The sequence below is a fragment of the Flavisolibacter ginsengiterrae DSM 18136 genome, from assembly GCF_059568575.1.
Genome location: NZ_JCANTR010000001.1, coordinates 208,852 through 230,621, shown reverse-complemented (window position 1 = coordinate 230,621; position 21,770 = coordinate 208,852). Strand labels below are relative to the sequence as shown.

At 41.5% G+C, this 21,770-nt stretch carries 15 protein-coding genes; 8 read left to right on the top strand and 7 right to left on the bottom strand.

What is annotated here, in order from left to right:
- Positions 1-39 precede the first annotated feature (39 nt).
- Positions 40-960: a lipoyl synthase gene (lipA, locus tag BP74_RS01005; RefSeq protein ID WP_496370151.1), complete on the top strand. Its 921-nt coding sequence runs from the start codon at positions 40-42 to the stop codon at positions 958-960.
- A gap of 88 nt (positions 961-1,048) precedes the next feature.
- On the opposite strand, the gene BP74_RS01000 is transcribed toward lipA, so the two are convergent.
- Positions 1,049-2,017: an ROK family protein gene (locus BP74_RS01000; protein WP_496370149.1), complete on the bottom strand. Its 969-nt coding sequence runs from the start codon at positions 2,015-2,017 to the stop codon at positions 1,049-1,051.
- A 5-nt stretch (positions 2,018-2,022) separates the two neighbouring features.
- Positions 2,023-3,801 carry an MFS transporter gene (locus BP74_RS00995; RefSeq protein ID WP_496370147.1) on the bottom strand — a complete coding sequence of 593 codons (1,779 nt, stop codon included), beginning with the start codon at positions 3,799-3,801 and terminating at the stop codon, positions 2,023-2,025.
- Positions 3,802-3,917: 116 nt separating this feature from the next.
- Between BP74_RS00995 and BP74_RS00990 the strand changes: the two genes are divergently transcribed.
- From BP74_RS00990 to BP74_RS00975, 4 genes are all read left to right on the top strand, one after another.
- Complete coding sequence (locus BP74_RS00990; protein WP_496370145.1) at positions 3,918-5,333, top strand: glycogen synthase; 1,416 nt, start codon at positions 3,918-3,920, stop codon at positions 5,331-5,333.
- A gap of 149 nt (positions 5,334-5,482) precedes the next feature.
- The gene (locus BP74_RS00985) at positions 5,483-6,757 is read left to right on the top strand and encodes a glucose-1-phosphate adenylyltransferase (RefSeq protein WP_496370143.1); all 1,275 of its coding nucleotides are present in this window, start codon (positions 5,483-5,485) and stop codon (positions 6,755-6,757) included.
- A 96-nt stretch (positions 6,758-6,853) separates the two neighbouring features.
- The gene (locus BP74_RS00980; protein ID WP_496370141.1) at positions 6,854-8,263 is read left to right on the top strand and encodes an MFS transporter; all 1,410 of its coding nucleotides are present in this window, start codon (positions 6,854-6,856) and stop codon (positions 8,261-8,263) included.
- On the top strand, positions 8,241-10,088 hold the full coding sequence (locus tag BP74_RS00975; protein ID WP_496370139.1) for a glycoside hydrolase family 13 protein: 1,848 nt from the start codon (positions 8,241-8,243) through the stop codon (positions 10,086-10,088). The genes BP74_RS00980 and BP74_RS00975 overlap by 23 nt, the downstream gene beginning before the upstream one ends.
- Here the strand turns inward: BP74_RS00975 and BP74_RS00970 are convergent.
- Entirely contained in the window at positions 10,081-10,815 is a 735-nt protein-coding gene (locus BP74_RS00970) for a GLPGLI family protein (RefSeq protein WP_496370137.1), read from the bottom strand. The two genes, BP74_RS00975 and BP74_RS00970, sit on opposite strands and share 8 nt — an antisense overlap.
- A 4-nt stretch (positions 10,816-10,819) precedes the next feature.
- The gene (locus BP74_RS00965; protein ID WP_496370135.1) at positions 10,820-13,573 is read right to left on the bottom strand and encodes a TonB-dependent receptor; all 2,754 of its coding nucleotides are present in this window, start codon (positions 13,571-13,573) and stop codon (positions 10,820-10,822) included.
- Between the two features lie 89 nt (positions 13,574-13,662).
- Between BP74_RS00965 and glgB the strand changes: the two genes are divergently transcribed.
- On the top strand, positions 13,663-15,693 hold the full coding sequence (gene glgB / locus BP74_RS00960; protein WP_496370133.1) for a 1,4-alpha-glucan branching protein GlgB: 2,031 nt from the start codon (positions 13,663-13,665) through the stop codon (positions 15,691-15,693).
- Positions 15,694-15,844: 151 nt separating this feature from the next.
- Positions 15,845-16,873, top strand: coding sequence for a tetratricopeptide repeat protein (locus BP74_RS00955; protein WP_496370131.1), 1,029 nt, complete (start codon positions 15,845-15,847; stop codon positions 16,871-16,873).
- Positions 16,874-16,940: 67 nt separating this feature from the next.
- On the opposite strand, the gene argS is transcribed toward BP74_RS00955, so the two are convergent.
- A complete protein-coding gene (gene argS, locus BP74_RS00950; RefSeq protein WP_496370129.1) occupies positions 16,941-18,719 on the bottom strand; it encodes an arginine--tRNA ligase in 1,779 nt (592 codons plus the stop codon).
- Positions 18,720-18,844: 125 nt separating this feature from the next.
- Between argS and BP74_RS00945 the strand changes: the two genes are divergently transcribed.
- On the top strand, positions 18,845-19,390 hold the full coding sequence (locus tag BP74_RS00945) for a GtrA family protein (protein ID WP_496370127.1): 546 nt from the start codon (positions 18,845-18,847) through the stop codon (positions 19,388-19,390).
- Here BP74_RS00945 and BP74_RS00940 read toward each other — a convergent pair.
- Positions 19,365-20,765 (bottom strand): DUF4403 family protein, encoded by a 1,401-nt coding sequence (locus tag BP74_RS00940; RefSeq protein ID WP_496370125.1) that lies wholly within the window; start codon positions 20,763-20,765, stop codon positions 19,365-19,367. The genes BP74_RS00945 and BP74_RS00940 overlap by 26 nt on opposite strands.
- Before the next feature lie 151 nt (positions 20,766-20,916).
- Positions 20,917-21,732 carry a glycoside hydrolase family 16 protein gene (locus BP74_RS00935; protein WP_496370123.1) on the bottom strand — a complete coding sequence of 272 codons (816 nt, stop codon included), beginning with the start codon at positions 21,730-21,732 and terminating at the stop codon, positions 20,917-20,919.
- Positions 21,733-21,770 lie beyond the last annotated feature (38 nt).

Sequence of the window (21,770 nt, the reverse complement as noted above, 5' to 3'; positions counted from 1 at the left end):
TATGGGCATAATCCCCTTATAATTTTGAACTGATTTGTAATGATCGAACTTCCAATAGCTTCACAGTCCGAGCCTCCCAGGAGAACTAAACCCGATTGGTTGCGCGTCAAGCTTCCGATAGGTGAGAGTTATAAAAATGTACGAGAACTTGTAGATACCCATAAGCTTCATACTATTTGTGAAAGTGGCAATTGCCCTAATATGGGCGAATGCTGGGGCGCCGGCACAGCTACTTTTATGATACTTGGTAATGTTTGCACCCGCAGTTGTGGTTTTTGTGCGGTTGCAACAGGCAGGCCAGGCTCTGTAGACTGGGATGAACCGCAACGGGTAGCAGAAGCTATCAATTTAATGAAGATCAAACATGCGGTAATTACCTCTGTTGACAGGGATGAATTAAAAGATGGAGGATCCGTGATTTGGTTTAATACCATTCATGCTGTAAAAACACTTAACCCCGATACAACACTGGAAACATTGATACCTGACTTTAAAGGTGAGAAAGAAAATATCCAACGGATCATTGAAGCAGCGCCTGAAGTTGTGTCACACAATATTGAAACAGTGGAAAGGTTGACCCGCCAGGTTCGCATCCAGGCTAAATACTGGCGAAGCATGGAAGTGATCCGGATACTGAAAGAGGGAGGGATGAGAACAAAAAGTGGTATCATGCTGGGACTTGGAGAGAAAAAAGATGAAGTGTTTCAAACTTTGCAGGACCTTGCTCATGCGGGTTGCGATGTGGTTACCATAGGACAATACCTGCAACCCTCTAAAAAGCATTTGCCGGTTCACCGTTATGTTCACCCGGACGAGTTTGCAGAATACCGTGAGGCCGGATACCAGATGGGATTGGATTATGTCGAAAGTGGTCCATTGGTCAGGTCTTCCTACCATAGTGAAAAACATGTGACCCCGGGATTGGGAAAGATAGCCTGGGCAGGAGAGAAAGCAAGTTAACAGGTATATATCTTATACGCATATTATAAAATAAAATCCCCCTGGCAGCATAGTCAGGGGGATTTCTATTGTAATCATTTTATTAGCATTATTCTCTCATTTCCCATACAAGGGCACTGGCGCCAAGTATTGCTGCATCTGCTTCCTGGAGCTCGCTGAAAACAAGTTTTACTTTATCCTGGAAAATGGGAAGAAGGTTTTTCTCCATATGCTCCCTTGTAGGATTCATAATAAGGTCACCTGCTTTGATAACTCCACCAAATAATACAATGGCCTCAGGAGAGGAGAACATAATGAAGTTGGCCAATGATTCACCCAGAATTTGACCTGTAAAACGATATACTTCCAGGGCAGTTTCATCTCCCTGCAATGCACAGTCGCAAACCAGCTTTGAATCTATTTCTTCAGGTTTGTATTTTGCCAGCAGGCTATTACCATTTTTTTCTAATAATTCGCGTGCAGTAATGGCAATCCCCGTTGCAGAACAATAAGCCTCCAGGGATCCGTCAAGTTTGGTAGACCAATGCTTGCGTCCTCCATGACGAATTATAGTATGACCCAACTCACCGGCAAATCCATCATGCCCATAAATCAGTTGGCCATTGGCAACAATTCCGCTACCTACGCCAGTTCCCAAAGTGATCATAATAAAATCACGCATACCGCGGGCAGCACCATAGTTCATTTCCCCAACAGCAGCGGCATTGGCATCATTGGTCAATGAGCAGGGCAAACCAAATTTGGCTGTAACCAATTTTGTCAATGGTATAACCCCTTTCCAGTGCAGGTTAGGAGCATAATCAATGGTCCCCGTATAGAAGTTCCCATTAGGTGCACCAATACCTATGCCTTTCATCTTCCCTTCGTCTGCATGAACTTTGAGAATAGGCGTTAATGTTTCGTACAAGGCATTGATATAATCATCTATCTCGGGGTAAGCATCGGTTCGTAATTCACCTTTTTCAATGATATCTCCCCTATGATTGACAATTCCATATTTTGTATTGGTACCACCAATATCTATACCTATAGCAAACTCATTTGATAAATCGATCATCCTTATTATAATTTTTTATCAGTTACATCTAAAGCACCTTCGGGGGAGGTTTCTAATGGTTGCAGGTCTTCATTGGCAGTGCCTTCATAATCAATGCCCTGGCGTTTCAGTATACCGCGGACTATGAATGCAAAGAATGCAAGGTACGCAAAACAAATTACCGGAACCCAGTAAGACTGGTGAATACCATAACCAATGACATTTGTTTTTGTTTGAATATAGTCCGCCAGTTTTCCCTGGATAGGAGGGATGATTCCACCACCCAGGATCATCATGATCAGGAAGGCCGATCCCTGTGTCTGGTATTTGCCTAGGCCTAAAATGGATAGGTTAAAGATGGAAGGCCACATGATAGAACAAAACAAACCACCACTTAGAAAAGCATAAATGGCAAGGTTGCCTTTTGACAATAAACCAATGACCATTGCCAGCAGCCCAAGGCTCGCAAAGATCAACAGTGTTCTTGCCGGCCTGTCCTTGCTTACATAAAAAGCCACCATCTGGATCATGACACATACTATATAATATAGCAGGGGTTTTACATCATATTGAGAAATAGCAATTACACCGATGACAACACCAAATGCTACCAATGGAACCAATAACATCATTAACTGCCTGGTAGAACGTTTCAGGTCAAACGCAGAAATAGCACCTGTCCACCTTCCAATCATAAGGCTTCCCCAATACATGGAAACAAATGGAGCCACCTGTGATGAGGAATAACTTCCAAAGTCAGGTTGTTTCAATAACTCACCCATGTTACTTACAATGGAAACCTCAACACCCACATATACAAAGATGCCCAGCATTCCTAATACTAATTGAGGGTATTTCATTGCTCCCCAGCCATCAGGATTTTTTGTAGCTCTCCAATTAGAAATTAAAAGTCCAAAGACAACAACAGATAAAGCTCCAAAAAGCCATTTCATCCGGTACGTCTCCAGTCCATGTCTTTCAGCTTCAGTTAAGGTAGCCGGATCTGTCTGGTAACTATGGAATACAGGTACGAACATAATAATCAGCAAGCCAGTCATGATCAGCAATGAATACAAAGCCTTATTCGCTTTTTCAGTTTTTTCCGTAGATATTCCGGAAGGAACTTTTTTGGAGAAAAAGAATAATGCTGCGGCAGCAACAAATAAAGCACCCACACCTGCATATAGAATGATTACCTTGCTCAGGCTAAGTGATTGAATCTTTTCATCTGTCAGGGCTGCAGTGGTTCCAAACAAAGCAAAGGCTACCACCAATGGACCGATCATCGTACCAAAGGAATTTACACCCCCACCCAGGTTCACACGGCTGGTTCCGGTTGCCGGATCACCAAGTGCAATGGCAAAAGGTTGTGCTGCTGTTTGCTGAAGCGAAAAACCAAGGGCCACCACAAAAAGTCCGAAAAGCATACCTGCAAATGCATTTGCATTAACGGCAATGATCATGGCCACAGCGCCAAGGGCGGAAAATAATAATCCATAAACGATGCTCTTTTTAAAACCCCATTTGGCCACCAGGTCGTTTCCTCCAAAAGCACCATAGGCAAATAATACCAATGCACCGATATAGTAAGCGGTATAAAAAGCGAAATCTACCAACTGGCTTTGGAACTGGTCAAGCTGAAAGTAGTGTTTACAGAAAGGAATAAAAACACTGTTCCCTGCGGCGATAAAACCCCAGAAAAAGAAAACGGTCACGAGTGTGCTTAAAGCACCATAGTTTGTGGGAATGCCTGGTCCTTGTGACACTTTTGTAACATTCCTGTTCGGTCCCATCGATGTTGCCATACGGTTTTTGGTTTTAAGAAGGGTTGAAAATAATAAGTTTCGCTGATAGAAAAATTGAGTTGGGTGAATATCTTGAAAAAGATTTTATCTACCTTCAAGCAGGATGTATTAGAAATATGGAAATAATTCACGTATCAGCAGAATGTTATCCCGTAGCAAAGGCAGGCGGATTAGGGGATGTGGTAGGCGCTTTACCTAAATATCAATCAAAGTTGGGGCATTTGGCAAAAGTGGTCATGCCCATGTACCGCACCAAATTCCTGGTCAATAATGAATGGGACCTGGTCCATGAAGGTGGCCAGCAGATCGGATCACACCATTTTAATTATGCCGTAATCAAAGAAAAGACCAACAAACTTGGCTTTGATCTCTACCTCGTTGATATATACGGTCTTCTTGATCGTGAAAAGGTTTATGGATATGATGATGATACTGACAGGTTTGTAGCCTTCCAGGTGGCGGTGGCAGACTGGATCAGTAAATGGACACATGCTCCTGATATTGTTCATTGTCATGACCACCATACAGGACTTATTCCTTTCTTCTTTAAATATGCTTTTCAATTCAATCATTTAGCCAATGTTCCTACGGTCTTTACCATACACAATGGAGAGTACCAGGGCCAGTTTGGCTGGGAAAGATCTCATCTTCTTCCGTCCTATGATACTTATAAATGGGGGTATTTGGATTGGAACAATACCATTAATCCATTTGCTTCAGCGGTCAAATGTGCCTGGAAAGTAACAACTGTCAGTCCCAGTTACTTAGATGAGCTTAAATACGCTGCCAATGGCGTGGAAATGCTGATGCAATATGAGCAGGGAAAATGTGTAGGTATATTAAATGGTATAGATACAGATGTTTGGAATCCTGCAACCGATGAACTCCTGGTCAAAAATTTTGATGATCACGAGGTGAAAGAAGGTAAGAAAAAAAATAAGAAGGAACTGGCAACACGCTTTGGCCTTGATGCAGATAAACCGCTCATTGCATTCATTGGCAGATTGGTAGGAGAGAAGGCTGCTGATATTCTACCTGATGCAATCCGAAATTCCATCTACCAGCACCATGGTGCGGTAAATTTTATAATACTGGGTTCAGGAGATCCTGTGGTTGAAGCCAGGCTTGAGGAAACCAAACACCAGTTGGGTGGATTTGTTGGTACATACATAGGTTACAATGAGGCCCTGAGTCATTTGATTTATGCCGGTGCTGATTTTTTACTGATGCCCAGCCGCGTAGAGCCCTGCGGATTAAATCAAATGTATGCCCTGAGATATGGGACGGTTCCAATGGTGAGAAGTACAGGTGGTTTGAAAGATACAGTGCGTGATTTTGGCGAATGGCAGGGATTTGGCATTCGTTTCAACAATGCCGATGTCAATGATGTTACCTACTCAGTAGGAAGAGCCATAGATCTCTATTATAATAAGAAGGACCTTTATAACTGGATGCGGAGTTTCATGATGAACATTGACCATTCCTGGGATGTATCTGCAGAAGATTATATAAGACTGTACCAATCTTTGTAATGAATATAATTGTCCTCCTTGATAGGATAGTTTAATGGTTCATCCATAAAATCATGCGGTGCAGAAATAAATGAAGCCAATCTTATGATTATCACCAACAGTATTTATTAATTTCAGTTGTAGTTATTATACATATAAAAAGAAGAACTATGAGCAAGCAAATGTTATCAGTTATTTTGGGAGGAGGTGCTGGAACCCGTTTGTTTCCTTTAACGGCAAGCCGTTCAAAACCGGCAGTTCCTATTGCTGGTAAATACAGGTTGGTTGATATTCCTATTTCCAATTGTTTGAATTCAGGTATCACGCGGATGTTTGTATTAACAATGTACAATTCAGCTTCCCTGAACAGGCACATAAAAAATACCTATCACTTCAGTGCATTTAGTTCTGCTTTTGTGGATATTCTGGCTGCCGAGCAAACCCCGGATAATCCTACCTGGTTCCAGGGTACTGCTGATGCGGTTAGACAAGGGTTGAGACATATAGCGCCATTTGACAGTGAATACATTTTGATCCTCTCAGGAGACCAGCTTTACCAGATCGACTTCCAGGAAATGCTTTTCAATCATAAAGAGAAGGGTGCGGATATAACCATTGCCACCATTCCTGTAACTGAAAAGGAGGCCTCGGAATTTGGTATTCTGAAAACCGAGGATGGTATGATCACCTCTTTTGTTGAAAAACCAAAATCAGGCCTGGAAAACTGGGTCAGCGATACCGGTGATGAAATGCGTGCAAAGGGTAAAGTTTACCTGGCCTCAATGGGTATCTACATCTTCAACCGTCACTTGTTATTCGACTTGCTCCAAAATGAAAATAAAGATGCCGCTGATTTCGGTAAGGAGATCATTCCTCAATCAATCAACAAGTATAAAGTTGCCAGCTACCAATATGAGGGTTATTGGGAAGACATTGGAAACATTCCTGCTTTCTTTCATGCCAATATTGGATTGACAAAAGATATTCCTGAATTCAACCTGTTTGATAACAACAAGACCATTTATACCCGTGCGCGCATGCTGCCACCTGCCAAGGTGAGTGGAACAAGGCTGGACCACAGTATTATTGCGGATGGGTGCATCATCAACGCAGCGCATATAGAAAATTGCGTCATTGGCATCCGCGCCCGCATTGGTAACGAATCTAACCTCACAGATGTGTATATCATGGGTAGTGATTATTATGAAACCCTGGAAGATATTGCCCTTGATCTGCAGCACGGCATTCCGCAACTCGGGATAGGATCAAGATGCCAGATCCAGAATGCCATTATTGATAAGAACTGCCGCATAGGAGATGATGTGCGTATTATGGGAGGCTCACATATTGAAGATGGAGACTCTCCATTGTACACAGTTAAGGACGGTATCGTGGTCTTAAAGAAAGGCGCGGTCCTTCCTAATGGCTATACCATTGGTGTATAGAAAATAATCAAAAAGCTTCTGTAAGGAAATGTGTAATTAAAACACATTATTACACATTTCCTTACTAACTTTCGCAATCAAATCTAATGATTGCTTATGGCTATTCAGTCTTCTACAGCATTACAGGAAGGTAAATATCCAAAACCAAAACTCTCCGTATTCCAGATCTTCACAATGAGTTTTGGCTTCCTTGGTATCCAGTTTGGCTTTGCACTTCAAAACGGAAACACCAGCCGCATACTCCGTTCATTTGGAGCTGACGTAGATCAGCTACCCATGTTCTGGATCGTTGCACCTTTAGTGGGCATGATCGTCCAGCCATTGATCGGTCATTATAGTGACCGAACCTGGAACAGGCTTGGCCGCAGAAAACCCTATTTCCTTACAGGTGCCATCCTTTCTTCCCTGGCGCTGATTTTTCTTCCCAATTCCGCTTCCTTGTCGGCCGTCATTCCTGCTTTATGGATCGGTGCAGGTATGGTAATGGTGATGGATGCATCTTTTAATGTTGCCATGGAGCCATTCAGGGCGCTAGTTGCTGATAATCTTCCCGATAGCCAGCGTACCATGGGCTTTAGTATACAGACATTCCTGATAGGACTTGGTGCTGTTGTTGGTTCCGCCTTACCCGAGATATTGGCAAACAGTGGTGTAAGTATGGTAGCCGGACCTGATGGTGTGGCAAACAATATCAAATATGCTTTCTATATAGGAGCAGCGGTATTCATCATCGCTATTCTCATAACGGTATTTTTCAGTAAGGAATATGCACCCCGGGAATATGAAAGGTACCATGGTAAACCTGCAGTATCTGAAAAGCACGGTATAAGCGAAATATTCTCAGATTTTGGCAAAATGCCAAAGACCATGAAACAATTGGGATTGGTGCAGTTCTTCAGCTGGTTTGCCCTGTTTAGTATGTGGGTGTTTACCACAGATGCTGTTGCGACGCATGTATATGGGCTGACCGGGGATTACTCCAAATCCATACAATACAATGAAGCAGGAAATAAGGTCGGATCCGCATTTGGCGTGTATAACTTTATAGCTATGATCTATGCCCTTTTTCTTCCTGTCGTGGCAAGGTATATTGGCCGGAAACTGACACATTCAGTTTCATTAATAGCAGGAGGCATTGGGCTAATCTCCATTTATTTTATAAAGGATCCAGCCATGCTTAAATATTCTATGGTAGGTGTGGGGTTTGCCTGGGCCAGTATCCTGGCTATGCCTTACGTGATCCTTTCCAGTTCTATTCCTGCAGGCAAACTTGGGATATATATGGGAATCTTTAATTTCTTTATCACTCTTCCCCAGATCATCAATGGATTGTTTGGAGGGTGGATCGTAAAACACCTGTATAACAACCAACCTATTTATGCAATTGTCCTGGCTGGGATCTTTATGATCTGCGCCGCTATCAGTGTTATTTATGTATATGATCCAGCCTCTAAAAGAATTACAGAAGAAATCGCAATGCCAAATGAAACACTTGAAAATATTTAGTACCGCTGTCGTACTCTTCGTTGCCTCTTTCCATCTTAGTGCCCAAAAAATTGAAGTGTATCCTGCCAACTGGTGGGTAGGAATGAAAGAACCCCGGTTGCAGTTAATGCTTCATGGTGATAATATTGCGGGTAACAATTTTGCAATTAGTTACCCTGGGGTACGTCTTGTAAAGGTCAATAAGGTGGAAAATAAGAATTATGTATTTCTCGACCTGATTATTTCTCCAGCAGCAAAACCTGGAAAGATCAACATTAAGAGTGGTAATGCAGAACAGGTTGTTTTTGAATTACAATCACGAAGGAAAGGAAAAGGAACGTCATTCGCCCAGGGACTTCGCTCCCAGGATCTTGTTTATCTGATCATGCCAGATCGCTTTGCCAATGGTGATTACAGCAATGATAAAATTCCCGGAATGAGGGATCAATCACTCAACAGGGATTCCATGTATCATCGCCATGGTGGAGATATCAAAGGTGTGATACAACACCTGGATTACCTGAAAGATCTTGGCGTAACTGCAGTATGGATGACGCCTGTCATGGAAAATGATATGGCAAACCGCACAGAACACGGTTATGCTATTACCAATTATTACAAGGTTGACCCAAGGCAAGGTGGTAATGAAACCTATAAAATGCTTAGTGATGAATTACACAAGAGGGGAATGAAACTGATCCAGGATGCTGTATATAATCATTCAGGTCTGCAAAACTTCTTTATACGTGATATGCCCATGAAGGATTGGGTGCATCAATGGCCTTCGTATACCGGGACCAATTATAAGGATCAGCCACTGATGGATACGCATGCATCCAAAGCCGATGAAACCAGGATGTCTGATGGTTGGTTCACGCCTCAAATGCCAGACCTTAACCAGGGCAATCCTTATGTGGCCAATTATCTAATACAGAATGCCATTTGGAGTGTAGAAGAATTTGGTGTGGATGGATGGAGGATCGATACATACATCTATAATGACCTGAACTTTATGAACCGCTGCAACAAGGCTTTGATAGATGAATATCCAAAGATGACGATGTTTGGTGAAACATGGGTACATGGTGTTTTAAACCAGGCTTATTTCACCGAGAACAATCTAACCAATCTGCGATTCAAAAGCAACCTCCCTTCGGTCACGGATTTTCAAACAAATATGTATGGCATCAACCCGGCGCTGACACAAAATTTTGGCTGGACAGAAGGAGTTAATAAACTCTATCAGACGCTTGCCAATGATTTTGTGTATAAGGATCCTATGATGAACGTGGTATTTCTTGATAATCATGATATGACAAGGTTCCTTTCACAAGTAGGCGAAGACGTCGATAAACTTAAAGTTGGAATTGGTTGGTTACTCACAACCAGGGGTATTCCCGAATTGTATTATGGCACTGAAATATTATTAAAAGGAATCTCCAACCCCGATGGGCTGGTCCGTGGCGATTTTCCAGGTGGCTGGAAAGAGGATGGCAGCAATAAATTCACTGCTGAAGGAAGAACGGATAAGGAAAATGAAGTGTTTAACTGGACAAAGACCATTGCTAATTTCAGAAAGGGTGCATCTGCCATTAAAACTGGTAAATTAATGCAATACGTGCCGGAAGACTGGGTGTATACCTACTTTCGATATGATGATAAGCAAACCGTCATGGTTGTGATGAATACAGCCAATGAAGAAAGAACCATCGACCCTAAAAGATTTTCTGAAAGTACCAGGGGTTTCACAAAAGGCAGAAATATTACGAATTCAAAGCTGGAGGATCTGACTACCAAATGGAAACTTCCGGCTAAGTCGATATGGATCCTTGAACTGGTTAAATAACAAAGTTCCAGACCATGTTCTTTCCGTAATCTCCCCAGTTCTTTAGTACTTTATCTATGGAACTGATCATGGTCTTGCGATCCACTTTTTTACCCTTGGTGGCTGGAGCGACAACATTAAGATTCAATCCATTCACTTCTACCCTGGTAGCGAACCACGTGGTATGTATTCGTGGCATACCGAGGCCTAATATCATTCCCGGCAATCCATTGGCGCTTTCCGGGCCGCCATTGATCAATATCTCGTCGGTATAAAAGGCAAAAATGGCAATGGAATCATCTATGAGACCAATAGCTTTGCGGCAATCAAAGCCTGCAATGTTGCGGGTATCACTGGTAAGCTTCCATTTGATCTTTTGCAAACTATCCTGCACCAGGAAGGTTTCTTCGAAAACCGGTTTTTGCGTTATGGTAGTTCCGGCACTGTAGTCATTATACACCACATTTTTATCAGCAATTCCCTGGTACCAGGATCTTGAATCCACCTTCACTTCTTTCCCAGGTTTGTAAATGGAACGGGAAGTATCGCCAATGAAATCAAAATAACTCGTTGCCAGTTGTGGAAGACGATCCTTGATACGTTCATACCATTCTGGCTCCAGTTCCTTGTATAACTGCCTTACATACACTACTTTTTCAAACTCTATTTTTACGGCAGGGTGAAAGGTTTGCGACCAACCCGGGAAGGTTGTCATCAATATGCAAATGACAAAGAATAGTTTTTTCATGATTTTATTTTTGACCTGGCATTTTATTAAAAGACCATTCGAACTTAAGCATATAGTAATTGCTGATCCGTTGGAAACGTTCTTCACTGATCATGCTGCTGTTGATGTTCCGGTCAAAACCCTGGTTCTTTTTTAAAATATCATTGGCGGCAAAAATGATCTTACCTGATTTGTCCTTAAAGATCTTTCTTGATAGGTTGGCATTCCAGATAGTTATATTCCGGTTTCCAACAAATCCGGCCAATTGCTGGTAGAGCTGAAATTTACAATCTGTATTTAATTCCAGTTTTCCAGGCAACATCAAATACGCTTCAGTTTCTCCGCCGTAGGAAAAGTAATTATTTTTTTGGTTGGGGTTTAAGGTCGATTTTGACGCATTATAATTCAATTCCGGATTAATATTAATACTATACTTTTCCGGATATTCATACCGTATTCCATAAGCTATTTCTAATTGGTAATAGTCGGTCTGGTTCTTCTGACTATTGATGAAATTTATATTTCTGCCACCGTTACCATTGAACCTGACCGTGTGGTTAAATTTCTTTTCCCCTTCACCCTTATTCCATTCACTCCACATGTACCAGTTATTATTACCATTTACATTAACAGGTTTAAAGATTCGCTTACCAGAAGCATCAATGATATTATCCTGGGTTATCGCATTATCCGTGAAGTTTATACCCAGGTTTATCCATATGCCCCGGGCACTGAGTACTTTATAACTATTATAAAACACGGAAAGGTTGTGGTTAAATCCAACCTTTAGATCCGGATTTCCCACCACCACATTAAGCTGGTCGTTGTTATCACGAATTGGTTGTAATTGATCAATGGTAGGCTGGCGTGTGGTGCCCCGGTAATTGATCCCAATTCCTGACTGTTGCCTTGGTCTGAAATTGAAGGAGGCCTGGGGTGTAAAATTGGTAAAGTTATAATTGGTAAAGCTGCTATGGTCAAGGTTATTCAATTTCAGCTTTATAGAAGACAAGCCAGATCCAAAGGCCATCCTGATTTTCTTATATACAAATTTGGTGATCAGGGTCCCGCTATTTGAATTGGCCCTCAGGTCAAAATTGTTGCTAAATGCCTGGTTCAGGATTTCATATTTGCCGTTAAAGTCTTTATCAAAAGTGTTTTTATGGGAGGTGGAATTATTCTGGTTGTAGCTGTATTCTCCCACCAAACTCCATTTATCATTCAATGGCTCGCTATAGGTAACCTTAGCTCCAAGGCTGGTGCTACTACCACTATTGATCTTTTGCTGGTCCTGCAATTTCGAGGAATCAAGATTGCCACCCGTATAAAAATCTGCTAGTGAATAAATAAAGTTCTTTTGATCATCATTGGTTACACCATAACGTATGGTGGACAATAACTGCCTGTCCTTTTTATGAAACAATTGTTTGTATTGAAGCTGGTTGTCGCTTTGCACACGTTTTGAATCATAGGAGGTGTTGCCCTGGTTGATCGTTTCTTTATTATCAGTTTCGTTGGTGATGTCCGTATTGGTATTATTAAAAGAAGTTGTGGCTTTTCTTGTACCTGCGGTTACCAGTTTCAATGAGGCAAGTGAATCCAGTTTCCATTCATATTTAAAGTTGATAGCATGCTGTTGATTTAAACCATTAGACCTGGTCAAGGTGCTGGTATTGATCAACCTTCCCGGTATGATGCTTTGTGTGTATTTTGAGGCAATGTTACAGGTACCAAGCCTGTTAAACCGATAGGAACCATTTACAGCCTGTTTATCATTATTCCACCTGTCAATATATAATGCTCCTGCCGTATAGGCATCAGGTAAACCTTTTAAGCTCCAATCATTAAAGTCATCTGAAGTGCCAAAGCTGAAATAATACCCGCTCAATTCATCGTATTCAAAATCATTTTCAAATCCCAGCTTTCTTTGATCCTGCCAATTCAGGCTCCCTGTATTGGTTTTGCTTTTAGTGCCGTAAAGAGAAAATTTCTTCTTGCCAATGAATTTATTGTATAGCAGCCTTGCATCAAGCAGTTTGTCAAAATCAGAACCGATCTCAGCTTTTCCAAAGGCACCCGTTTTCTTGTCTTCTTTTAGTTTGATGTTAACCGTCTTTCCTTCCGAACCTGTAGAAATACCGGTGAGATTCTGTTGTTCTGATTTGTTATCAAATACCTGCACTTTGTCAACGGCTTTCGCACCAATATTCTTAGTGGCCATGGTAGGATCATCTCCAAAAAACTCTTCGCCATCTACCAGGACTTTCTGAACACGCTGTCCCTGGGCCGTTATCTCACCTTTACTATTTACCTGGAATCCCGGTAGCTTTTTTAATAATTCTTCCACTGTTGCACCTTCTTTGACATGAAAGCTGTCTGCTACAAATTCTGTCGTGTCGCCTTTTATACGAATGGCGCCTGCACTCCTTATCACCACGGCATCCAGTAATTGCGATTTTAACGTGAGGGGTATAGTACCAAGTGAATTATTTTGTCCGGGAGTTACAACAACTTCATCGGCATAATCGGCAAACCTGGGAAAACTAACCATCAGAACATATTTTCCTGTATCCAGTTTTGTAAATTTAAAATTGCCTTCATGGTCCGTCCTTGTAAACTTATATAAAATGGAATCTTTCTTATGTACTAAACTGACAACAGCATTGGCTAAAGATTTCTTACCCAATGTGTCGGTAACATTTCCGGTTACTGACGATTGTTGAGCTGTGGCGAGGTGGGCGAGGAGGAGTAAGAATATTCCTGTGAAGAATTTTCTCATGTGCAGGTTTGCTTGGTTTATTGCTAACAATAATAATATGAAAAACCTTATTGACTTGTTAACTTTACTTAAACGGTAATTATCAACTTATGTCAGATCCTATAAATGCGCCAGGTGGTTCTCATCACCCAGGGGAAATGGAAAATAGTTCCGGATTAGTGGAAAGGCATTCACCTACCAGTAAAGAGAAATACGAAGACCGGAATTTCGTTGATACATCATTGCCGGTGTGGAATTATTCCATTTTGTATGATGATGATATTTCAAACTACCAGAATGGAACGCATTACAACCTGTATAAAAAATTTGGTTCTAAACGTTTGGTAGTATTGGGAAAGGAAGGATATTATTTCTGTGTATGGGCTCCCAATGCAACCAGGGTTACCGTAGTAGGCAATTTTAATGACTGGGATAAGCATTCACATGTATTGCACCCAAGGTGGGACAAAAGCGGTATTTGGGAAGGATTTATACCTGGCATTCCTAAAGGAGAGCTATACAAATATAATATCCGGGGCTACGAGGGAAAAGAGACGGAAAAAGGAGATCCTTTTGCCAATTTTTGGGAAAAGCGCCCATTGACTTCTTCCATTACCTGGGAATTTGACTACAAATGGAATGATGAACAGTGGATGAAAGAGAGAAAGAAACACAATTCCCTTGATGCGCCATGGAGTGTTTACGAGGTACACCTCGCCAGCTGGATGCGCCCCGACAGGTACAATGAAGAATCCTATAATAGTTACAGCCAGCTTGCTGATCTGCTGGTGCCTTATGTGAAAGAAATGGGCTTTACACATGTGGAATTGATGCCTGTGATGGAACACCCTTTCGATGGAAGCTGGGGTTATCAATGTACGGGATTCTTTGCGCCCACTTCACGTTTTGGAGCTCCCGAAGATTTCATGTACCTCATTGACAGGTTTCACCAGGCAGGCATTGGCGTTATCCTTGATTGGGTGCCATCCCATTTCCCCTATGATGCACATGGGTTGTTCATGTTTGATGGAACCCATACCTATGAATATGCAGATATGCGTAAGGGATTCCATCCTGACTGGAACAGTTATATTTTTAACTATAAAAGGGGAGAAGTAAAATCATTCCTGATAAGCAGCGCCCGATTCTGGTTCGACCTGTTCCATATTGATGGTATCCGGGTAGATGCTGTTTCTTCCATGTTAAAGCTGGATTATTCACGCAATGAAGGAGAATGGGAGCCCAATGAATTCGGGGGCAATGGTAATCTTGAAGCCATAGCATTTATCAAAGACCTCAATGAAACTCTTTTTCGGGATTTCCACGATATACAGACCATTGCAGAAGAAGCTACTGACTGGCCGGGGATCTCAAAACCAACCTTTGGCGGTGGTCTTGGTTTTGGCATGAAGTGGATGATGGGCTGGATGCATGACACCCTGGATTATTTCAAGTTTGATCCACTGTTTCGCAAGGACCACCAGAACAAACTCACTTTTAGCATGATGTATTATTATGATGAAAATTTCATGCTTCCCATCAGTCATGATGAAGTGGTTCATGGCAAATCACCCATGATCTATAAAATGCCTGGAGATGAATGGCAAAAGTTTGCCAATCTGCGCACCATGTATACCTACATGTGGACCCATCCTGGTGCCCGGTTGCTGTTCATGGGCAGCGAGTTTGGACAGACCTCTGAATGGAACTATAAATCCGAGCTTGATTGGTTTCTCCTCGACCATCCCATTCACAAAAAATTGCAGGATTGTGTTAAGGACCTCAACCACTTGCTGACTTCTGAAGAAGCTTTATATATCAACCAGTTTAATACAGATGGTTTTGAATGGATAGACCTGAATCACCGTGATGAATCAGTCGTGGTCTATAGAAGAAAAGGTAAGAAAGAAGACGATGATATATTGGTGATCCTCAACCTTACACCTGTGGTGAGAATGGACTGGGTAATTGATGTTCGCCATATATACAGGAAAGAGATATTTAATTCTGATGCTGAAAAATATGGAGGATCAGGAAATATCTATAACCCTGATATCAGAACAGAAACCCTTAATAGTGAAGAAGGAAGTTACAGGCTGACAATAAACCTGCCTCCGCTTTCAGGCATTATTCTTAAATAGCCGGTCGCTTAGTGGTTAAAGAACATTAAAATGGTTACTAAAGCCGGGTATACGTGTTTTTATGTAAAAAATATTTAAAACCCGTAATTCGCTGGCAATTACGGGACTTATTTTTTATTTTCGAAACCGAAGAACCACAAAACAATATCCTATGCTGAAAGTGATCCTCGCGGGCGCTGTTATGGCCATATCCTTCTCAGTTTTTGCCCAGGCTGATAGTTCAACTTATTTTTTACAAAAAGGCATTGAAGAAAAGTCAAAAGGACGCCGCATGGAGTCTTTAAAACATTTTGAAAAAGCCTTTCAATATAATAGAGCAGATAAAGAAGTAGTAAGCCAGTTGGCTGCTGCCTACCTGGACCTTCGCCGGTATGGGCAGGCCAGGGATCAATTTAAGCTGCTGGCTGACATGGGCGACAGAACTGATAGTACTTACCGTCAACTGATGCTGCTTTCCTTTAATATGCGCCAGTTTGATGATGCCATTACATATGCCGGTGAATTAAAGAAAATAAGTCCTGCTTCAAAAACTTCCTATTATGTAGGGAAAGCTTATTATGAAAAAGAGGACCTTGGTAATGCCATTAAATACCTGGAAGTAGCAGCAAAGGAAGATGATCAAAATGCATATATACCATACATGGTGGCAAAAGCCTATGCTGACATGCAAAATTACTCCCGTGCCATTCCTTATTTTCAAAAAGCAGTAAAACTCAATCCATCTCAAAGCTATTGGACCTACGAAATGGCGCTGATATACTATGCCATGAATGATGACCAGAATTCTTTAAAATATATGCTGGAAGCGGCTGAAAAAGGCCTCAAAAAGGATAATAACTACATGCAAAACCTTTCTACAGCCTATATCAATGCCGGCCGGTTCAATGAAGGGATTGGCGTTTTGCAGGACTTATTGCGTTTACGTCCCAGCGATATGAATCTTTTGTATACCATCGCCGAAGCCTATTATAATGCTAAGAAATATGATGACGCCATTAATTATTATGATGAAGTTTTAGCAGCAAATAAACAGAATGCCGAGGCATTGTATATGATTGGTATGTGTTACCAGAGGAAAGGTGAAAAACAAAAGGGAATGGATCTTTGTGATAAGGCCATCCAAATGGATCCCAGCCTTCAGAATCTAAAGCAGAAAAAAGAAATGCCGGGAGGATTTTAATTGACCCATCATCTATATTACAAAGGGAACCTTATCCAGGTTCCCTTTTTCGTTAAACAATATCATATTACATTCTTTCCGGAACTTTAATTCCTAACAGGTGCATAGCATCTTTGATAACAGTGGCTGTTAATTGGCACAACCTCAGGCGTAATTGTTTTTTCTCTTCATTTTCTGCTTTTAACACACTGTGTGCCGTATAAAAAGTATTATAGGTTTGTGCCACGCTATAAATGTAATTGGCAATGGCCGAAGGATTATATTCCAATCCGGCCTGCTTCGTGACGTCAGGGTATTGTTCCAGTAATAATAACAATTCCTTTTCAAGCGGCAGGAGTGTGGCTACTTCTATTGAAGTTGAGGTATTTACAGATTCCTTCCTGAGTATTGATTTTATCCTGGCATGCGTGTACTGTATAAAGGGACCGGTAAAACCATGGAAGTCTATCGATTCTTCCGGGTTAAAGACCATTTTCTTTTTTGGATCCACTTTCAGGAGGAAGAACTTCAGGGCTCCTAAGGCAATCATGCTGTACAGGGCCTGTAATTCATCCTTGGAAAATTCTTCTACCTTGCTTTTCTCAGCCGTTTTCTTTTCTGCTTCTTTTATCATTTCCGCTACCAGGTCGTCTGCATCCACTACTGTTCCTTCCCGGCTCTTCATTCTTCCACTTGGCAATTCCACCATACCATAACTAAGGTGAAAGATGGCATCGGCATAGGGCATTTCAAGCTTTTTTAAAATAAGCCTGAGCACTTTCATATGGTAATTCTGTTCGTCTCCAATTACATAAATGCTCTTATCGTAATGAAACTCTTCGTATTTCTGATCAGCAAGACCAAGGTCCTGGGTAATGTAAACAGATGTACCGTCTTTCCGCATTACCAGTTTCTCGTCCAGGCCTTCATCGGTTAGGTCTATCCACACACTGCCATCTTCTTTTTTGAAGAATACGCTCTTTTCCAATCCTTTTTCTACAAATTTTCTTCCCAGCAGGTAGGTATCACTTTCATAATAGGTCTTGTCAAAATCACTTCCGATGGTTTTGTAGGTGACATCAAATCCTTTATACACCCATCCATTCATTTTCTTCCACAATTCCATCACCTCAGGTTTTCCGGCTTCCCAGTCCACCAGCATTTGTTGTGTCTTTTGCATAATAGGTGCATTGCGCTCTGCTTCCTCTTTAGTCTGGCCCTGCTCTATCAGTTGCTGGGTTTCTTTCTTCAGTTCATTGCTGAAACGCACATAATAATCACCCACCAGGTGATCTCCTTTTATCCCGGTAGATTCAGGTGTCTGTCCATTACCGAATAGCTGCCAGCCCACCATGCTTTTACATATATGGATACCCCTGTCATTTACAATACAGGTCTTCATGACCGTGTGTCCATTTGCTTTGAGGATCTCAGCTACACTCCATCCTAAAAAGTTGTTACGCAAATGACCAAGATGGAGTGGCTTATTGGTATTGGGGGAAGAATATTCCACCATCATATTAAGACCACACGCCCCTGGTCTTGCCACTTCGCTGTTTGCATATTGCCTGCTTAAAAATGATGCGTAATATTCATCATTAACCGTGAGGTTTAAAAAACCTTTTATGATATTGTAGGATGTAAAAAGTTTTCCGTTTTTGCCTAAAAGAATATCTCCCAGCTCCTTGCCTAATTGTTCCGGCGATTTTTTCAATTGTTTTACCAGGCCAAAAAGAACAATGGTGTAATCACCCTCAAATTCCGGTTTGGTCTGGTTCACAGCTATATCTTCTGCCTTTAATGAAATATTATAAGCTTCTGACAGGGCTGCGACCGTTGCTTCTTTGATTTGTTGTAGTAAACTCATACTGATCTGTTGAGATTTGCGCCGCAATTTAATTAATCGGCAGCAGAGCACCCCCCGACACTTTAACCATACTTAACGAATTCTATGCAGATTCTGCCGAAATAGCTTTTATTTTCGCAGCTTTCATGCGTAAGATCCACCATAAGGTAAGGAAGTCCATTTTTAAAGTACTGGATATATTCTACCCGCTCTTCAGGCGGTTCATGCCTTTGCAAACTTACCATTATGCAGCCTGTGGGGGAGGAAACACTGTTTTAAGCCTGTTGATCTATTTTCTCTCCTATAACTTCATCCTGCATAAGCAGGTGCTGGATCTTGGTTTTATGGCCTTTAAACCGCATATAGCTGCCTTATTTATTGCCTTTTTCATCACTTTTCCTATAGGCTTTTACTTAAGCATGTTCGTGGTATTCCAGGGTTCCCAATTAAGAAGACGTATACAGTTATTCCGCTATTTCCTGGTGGTGATGGGTAGTATGACCATAAATTATTTTTGCCTGAAACTTTTTGTCGAATCTTTTGGCTGGTATCCTACACCTTCCCAGGTCCTTACTACGGGCATCGTGATCTGTTTCAGTTATTTTTCCCAGCGGCATTTTTCCTTTCGTGTTGCCAGCAAAGCCGGAAATGGCAAATCGTTTAAAACTAAAGACCAGGTTCCAGTTCAGTAACTGCAACTGCCAGTTGCCCATTACAATTACTGCGGATCAACAAATGTTCCGGTAGCGCTTTTACCGAAGTCAGGGTAAGATCTTTAACAGACCCTGTACCTTTTATCCCTTTTGTCCATTCTTTATTCAGCCATGCATTCAAATTAGTTGCAGCCGTTGCATAATAATTATCCATTCTAAAGGATGTGTACTTTTTCAACTCCGAAATGATCTTGTTATTGAATAACCATTTGGCAGTTTTTAATAACAGGTTCTTTGTGCGCAGATCATAATCCATTTCATGCACTTCGATTGTTTTGATGTCGGCATTGTATACAGGTTTGCCAGTAAAATAAACTGTTCCCTCAAAGGATCCGCTAAAATCCAGCCGGATCAGCATATTGCCATCTTCGTTGCCGGAAACCAATGTGTTTTCAATTATGATATGTTTTTTGAACAAACCTTCAGAAACATCAAACCTTTTATTGACAAGGTAGCCATTCAATACTTTACTTAACGAATCATATTGAAGGGCAGCTTCCAGGTAAATATTAAAGCCGCCGGGGTTGTTACTGTTGGAAAGGTCGGGTACTGCCGATGTTGCTGGTGCTGGTTTTAAAAAGCTAATGACCGGAGTTGCAGAGATGCCTATATTAATATTCAGGAAATCATTTTGAGCGTTTATTTTTTCCATGCGCAGGCTTTTAGGGTGTAAACTAAAGAAACCAATTCCGGGAATGGAATATACATCATTCATCTTATTCCAGGCCTGTTGCAGGTATGGTCTTAAATTATAAGTACCGAAAGAATCTTCCATGGTTTTTTTAGAAAGGTCCAGTTCCGCTTTCAATCCATCCATGACACTATTGGTAACATCCTGTCCCCAGAAACATACAGCGCATTTATCTAAAGGTTGGGGCTCTGTACGGGTGATCTTTGTCTTTAATAGATGATTAGGCAGTAATTCAAATTTACTGGTGAAACCAATGTTCACCCGCCGTTCTGGTTCATCAAAACCGCAGCGGCAGGCTGGTGTCCAGGGTGAAAAAACAGTATTGCCTGCACAGGCCCTTGTAGACCCTATAATGCGGTAATAACCGGTAAAACCCAGGTCCATGGTAGTGCCACTCATTTTCATTTTCAATGGCGACCGCCGAAAATGATATTTATACCGGGTAGCGCAATCAGACTGCACCCAGTCGTTGGGATAGTTGGGTGATGTAAATACTGTGTCTACATTTCTTTCTGCCAGTTTAAATATGGATAACAGGCTCACGTGAATAGGTATATCAATTTGCGAAACAGGCAGGGAGTCAATTGTTGCATTACTGCCTGTTTTTTGGGCTATTGAACCAATGGAAAATAATAACACCAGGGAAAGGAAAACAATTCTCATTCTGTAACGATGCTTTTATCAAATATATAAATGCACTATTTGATTTAATGGCATAAAACGTTAATTAGAACATTTTAAAAAAGGAAAGGTGAAACTTTCGTTCCACCTCCCTAACTGAACACTGAAAACGCGCTTTATTGTATTCCACTGCTTATTGATAGATCCTTACATAATCTATTTCCATTTTTTGTGGGAAATAGCTGTCATCAACACCCATCTTTCCTCCCCAGTTGCCACCGATAGCAATATTCAGCAATACATGAAATTCCTTGTCAAAAGGCCAGGCCTCGCTGCCATTATTCTCGTTATGGAAAACATGGTATTTCTGACCATCAATAAAAAAGGAGATGGTTGTTGCTGTCCATTCCATGGCATAAATGTGAAAAGCTTTTGACAGATCATTCCGAATTACTCCGCCTGTCTTCTGGGTTCCGATCATTCCATTGTAGGCTCCGGTATGGACTGTACCAAATAATGAGTCGGGGAGATAACCCACGTTTTCCATGATATCTATTTCACCACTATGAGGCCAGCCCCCATATTCCCATTTAGTGGGCAACATCCAGATGGCAGACCACATACCTTTTCCTTCGGGAATCTTTGCTTTTATTTCAAAACGTCCATACTTCCAGTCACCCTTATTTTTCGACACCAGCCTTGCTGAAGTGTAGCCGGCATCTGCAAATATTTCTTTCCTTGCTTCAATCACCAGTTGACCATTTTCCACCCTTGCGTTTTCCGGCCGCTTCACTGTGTAATATTGCAATTCCTTATTGCCCCATCCACAGTTGTCCGGGCAGCCCCTTCCTATATCATAACTCCATTTTGTACTATCCGGTAAGCCAGAATAGTTGAATTCGTCTGCCCATACCAGTTTTTTAAACTCCTGCCCATAGCTGTTCATGCTGCAGACCAGTGAAACAATGAGCAGGCAGGCGGAAAATGTTTTGTATTTATGTTGAGACATGTTTTGTGATTTATAAATGAATAATAATCTGCGACCAA

Bases quoted from the DNA above. Each gene is read 5' to 3' on its own strand.
- lipA (WP_496370151.1), top strand. From the start codon at position 40: ATGATCGAACTTCCAATAGCTTCACAGTCCGAGCCTCCCAGGAGAACT.
- BP74_RS01000 (WP_496370149.1), bottom strand. From the start codon at position 2,017: ATGATCGATTTATCAAATGAGTTTGCTATAGGTATAGATATTGGTGGT.
- BP74_RS00995 (WP_496370147.1), bottom strand. From the start codon at position 3,801: ATGGCAACATCGATGGGACCGAACAGGAATGTTACAAAAGTGTCACAA.
- BP74_RS00990 (WP_496370145.1), top strand. From the start codon at position 3,918: ATGGAAATAATTCACGTATCAGCAGAATGTTATCCCGTAGCAAAGGCA.
- BP74_RS00985 (WP_496370143.1), top strand. From the start codon at position 5,483: ATGAGCAAGCAAATGTTATCAGTTATTTTGGGAGGAGGTGCTGGAACC.
- BP74_RS00980 (WP_496370141.1), top strand. From the start codon at position 6,854: ATGGCTATTCAGTCTTCTACAGCATTACAGGAAGGTAAATATCCAAAA.
- BP74_RS00975 (WP_496370139.1), top strand. From the start codon at position 8,241: ATGAAACACTTGAAAATATTTAGTACCGCTGTCGTACTCTTCGTTGCC.
- BP74_RS00970 (WP_496370137.1), bottom strand. From the start codon at position 10,815: ATGAAAAAACTATTCTTTGTCATTTGCATATTGATGACAACCTTCCCG.
- BP74_RS00965 (WP_496370135.1), bottom strand. From the start codon at position 13,573: ATGAGAAAATTCTTCACAGGAATATTCTTACTCCTCCTCGCCCACCTC.
- glgB (WP_496370133.1), top strand. From the start codon at position 13,663: ATGTCAGATCCTATAAATGCGCCAGGTGGTTCTCATCACCCAGGGGAA.
- BP74_RS00955 (WP_496370131.1), top strand. From the start codon at position 15,845: ATGCTGAAAGTGATCCTCGCGGGCGCTGTTATGGCCATATCCTTCTCA.
- argS (WP_496370129.1), bottom strand. From the start codon at position 18,719: ATGAGTTTACTACAACAAATCAAAGAAGCAACGGTCGCAGCCCTGTCA.
- BP74_RS00945 (WP_496370127.1), top strand. From the start codon at position 18,845: ATGCGTAAGATCCACCATAAGGTAAGGAAGTCCATTTTTAAAGTACTG.
- BP74_RS00940 (WP_496370125.1), bottom strand. From the start codon at position 20,765: ATGAGAATTGTTTTCCTTTCCCTGGTGTTATTATTTTCCATTGGTTCA.
- BP74_RS00935 (WP_496370123.1), bottom strand. From the start codon at position 21,732: ATGTCTCAACATAAATACAAAACATTTTCCGCCTGCCTGCTCATTGTT.